Genomic DNA, 3,537 nt, shown 5'->3' with positions numbered 1-3,537 from the left:
GAACAGGCCAAGTGAGTAGAAGCGCAAATAGTACAGCGCCCAAGGTTAGACCTAACTCTAAATCAAACCAAGAGATCAGGGCGGTTAAGCCTAAAATACCTAATGTGCCAACCACCATAGGACTGACAAGCCTTAGATAAACATGATCCATCGCGTCTATATCTGCGACCAAGCGATTGAGGAGGTCTGCATCGCGCAAGTTAGAGACTCGACCTGGGATCAAGGGCGCAAGCTTAGAGAAGAAAAAGATTCTCAAATCGGTGAGGAGTTTAAATGTGGCGTTATGGCTAACCACACGCTCACCCCAACGACCAGCTGTTCTTCCCATCGCAAAGCCACGCACAAAAGCGCCTGGCAGCATGTAGTTAAATGTTTCTCGGGCAATGGTTAATCCAGCCACTGCGGCTGCGGATAGGAACCAACCTGAAAGGGTCAGTAAGCCGATGGATGCGGCTAAGGTCAGAAACGCCAGTAACATGCCCAGTGACAAGCCAAACCAATGTTTCTTATACAGTTTTAGGTAGGGAAGTAATTCACGCATCTAGGTTCCCCTTATCTGATTGGTTAAGTGCTTGGTTGGCAAACAACATCTCTTGGAATAGGCCTTGTGCAGCCGCTAATTGGCTATAGCTTCCTGACTGAACGATGTCGCCATCTTTCATAACGAGTATTTGCTCGACGTTTTTCAGTGGCGTGAGTTGGTGGGTTACCATTAGGGTTGTTTTACCCTCCACTTGTTTTGCTAAGCCTTGCATCACTAGCTTTTCACTGCGTGCATCCAAGCTTGCAGTAGGCTCATCAAGCAGCCAGAAGTGTCCATTTTGTACCATAGCGCGAGCCAAGGCTAAACGTTGCGCCTGGCCAACGGATAGTCCGCCTGAACGATCTGATATTGCATAGTCAAGCCCGTGTTGGTTAACGAACTCGGCTGAGAAAGATTCATTTAGCGCGTTCTCGATAACATCGCTGCTTACATCTGATTTGCCCAACGTGATGTTGTCACGGATTGAACCATGGAGTAGGAGAGGGTTTTGTCCAACCCAACTGATCTGCTCGCGCCAGTTGGTTAGGTCTAACTCACTTCTTTCGATGCCATTGATGGTTAGGGAACCTTTGTAGGGTAAGAAGCCCAAAATCGCATTGATTAGCGTTGTTTTACCAGCGCCACTAGGCCCGACTAATGCAGTGGTTTGCGCTGGGTTGAGGGTAAAGCTAATTGGGCCGAGCAGTTTCTTTCCTTCGGGAGAGTAGACTTCAACCTCTTTAGCGGTGATTGAAATGTTGCTTGCGTCAGTGAGCTTTGTTTCACCCGAGCGCACTGTCTCTACGTCTGTCTCGATAAATTCGACAATACTCTCTGCGGCACCCACCGCTTGTTGCTTAGCATGATAGAAGGTGCCCAAATCACGCAGTGGTTGATAAAACTCTGGCGCGAGAATGAGGATAAATAGGCCCGCAAACAGCGTGACACCTACGCCATAGTCGCCAAAGTTAAGTTCGCCAATAAAGGCGAAGCCGAAGTATACAGCGGTTAGGGCAATAGAAATTGAGGTAAAGAACTCGAGTACAGCAGAGGATAAGAAGGCTATCTTAAGCACGTCCATAGTGCGTACACGAAACACTTCAGAGGCCCCACGCATTACTTCAGTCTCGGCGCGGGTGCGATCAAACAAGCGAATGGTGGTCATAGACTGAAGACGGTCGTAGAAATGACCAGACAAGCGTTGCAGAGCCTTGAAGTTTTTACGGTTTGCCTCTGCCGCTTTCATACCAACTAGCGCCATAAACATAGGCACAAGAGGGGCTGTGATCAGAAAGATTAAGCCCGCAGCCCAGTTAATCGGGAACACCACGATCAAAATCACAAATGGAACCAGAACTGACAGTGACATTTGCGGCAGGTAGCGAGCAAAGAAATCGTGCATATCCTCTACTTGTTCAAGCAGTAGTGTCGCCCATGCTCCGGCAGGCTTGCCTTTAATAAAAGCTGGGCCTAGCTCACGCAGTTTGTCGAGAATCAGTTGCCGGATATACACGCGGATCTGTTCACCACAACGGTAGCCAGCGATTTCTCTGCCCCAAGAACAGAGAGCGCGAGCAGCAACAACAGCAACCAAACCGGCAAAGTAAGGGATTAAGTCATACTTATCAGTGTGTTCTATAATGAGCTGATGCAAAATCGTGGCAAGTAATGCGGCTTGAACTAACAGGAAGATGCTTGAAAGAACACCTAGGCCAACAGCAATCATGAGCCAGCGCTTGGCGAGCTTGCTTTGCTGCTTGAGCCACTGATTCAAGCTGCGTTGTTTCTTTTTATCCATCGTGAAGGCTTAATGAGAATTATTATAAATTGATAGAGCTCGGCATTATACAAAAGAAAACCCCGCGGTAATACCGCAGGGTTTTAAGGTTTTGAGCTAAAAATGCAAAATATTATTTACTATCAGCCAACGCATCTAGGAAACGCTCTGCATCTAGTGCTGCCATACAGCCGCTACCCGCGGAGGTGATTGCTTGGCGATAGTTGTGATCCATTACGTCACCCGCGGCGAATACACCCGGAACACTGGTCTGTGTTGCGTTACCTTCAAGGCCTGACTGGACAATGATGTAGCCATCTTTCATCTCTAATTGGCCTTCAAAGATCGACGTATTTGGTTGGTGACCAATCGCAATGAAAGCACCCATAACGTCAATCTGCTCGATATTGTCTGACTTGGTGTCTTTGATACGCACGCCTGTTACACCCATATCATCACCAACAACTTCTTTCAAAGTGCGATCGGTATGAAGAATGATGTTTCCGTTTGAAACTTTATCCATTAAGCGCTTAACGAGGATTTTCTCTGCACGGAAGCTATCACGGCGGTGAATTAAGTGGACTTCAGAGGCAATGTTAGACAGATAAAGTGCCTCTTCGACGGCGGTATTACCACCGCCAACCACTGCGACTTTTTGATTGCGGTAGAAGAATCCATCACAGGTGGCACAAGCGGAAACTCCGCGACCTTTGAACGCTTCTTCAGACTCTAAACCTAGGTATTTCGCTGATGCACCTGTCGAGATGATCAGTGCATCACAAGTGTATTCAGAACTGTCGCCTTTAAGTTGGAAAGGGCGCTGACTGAAATCGACTTCGTTAATATGATCGAACAGAATTTCTGTTTCGAAACGCTCAGCGTGTTCTTTCATTCGATCCATTAGACCAGGCCCTGTTAGCCCTTCTGGATCGCCAGGCCAGTTTTCAACCTCAGTTGTGGTGGTTAACTGACCACCCTGCTGCATTCCAGTCACTAGAACAGGGTTCAAATTGGCACGCGCTGCATAAACCGCCGCTGTGTATCCAGCTGGGCCTGAGCCAAGAATTAGTAGGTTGCTATGTTTTACGTCGCTCATTAGTGCTCCATTCGCGGTGACGCTTGATTATCTATTTGATTTGATTGTATGGAATAAATGAGGGCATTTAAAGGGTTAGCAAGGGGAGGAACTGTATTAATTGGTTATAGGTTAGAACTGAAGATATCGATTACTAGAGAG

Annotated in this window: 2 protein-coding genes and 1 pseudogene; all 3 read right to left on the bottom strand. The window is 47.4% G+C overall.

Going from position 1 to position 3,537, the window contains the following annotated elements; translation table 11 throughout:
* Positions 1–541, bottom strand: a pseudogene (locus tag QTO00_RS16580) (heme ABC transporter ATP-binding protein/permease CydC); the annotation flags it as partial.
* Positions 534–2,321 carry a heme ABC transporter permease/ATP-binding protein CydD gene (cydD, locus tag QTO00_RS16575; RefSeq protein WP_331425776.1) on the bottom strand — a complete coding sequence of 596 codons (1,788 nt, stop codon included), beginning with the start codon at positions 2,319–2,321 and terminating at the stop codon, positions 534–536. The gene cydD and the pseudogene QTO00_RS16580, both read right to left, overlap by 8 nt.
* Before the next feature lie 112 nt (positions 2,322–2,433).
* Positions 2,434–3,396: a thioredoxin-disulfide reductase gene (gene trxB, locus QTO00_RS16570; RefSeq protein ID WP_331425775.1), complete on the bottom strand. Its 963-nt coding sequence runs from the start codon at positions 3,394–3,396 to the stop codon at positions 2,434–2,436.
* Between the last annotated feature and the right edge of the window lie 141 nt (positions 3,397–3,537).

The sequence above is a fragment of the Vibrio sp. M260118 genome (assembly GCF_036533755.1).
GTDB lineage: Bacteria > Pseudomonadota > Gammaproteobacteria > Enterobacterales > Vibrionaceae > Vibrio.
Note: the sequence above shows the minus strand (reverse complement) of the source record. Positions and strands in the feature narration are given on the sequence as shown.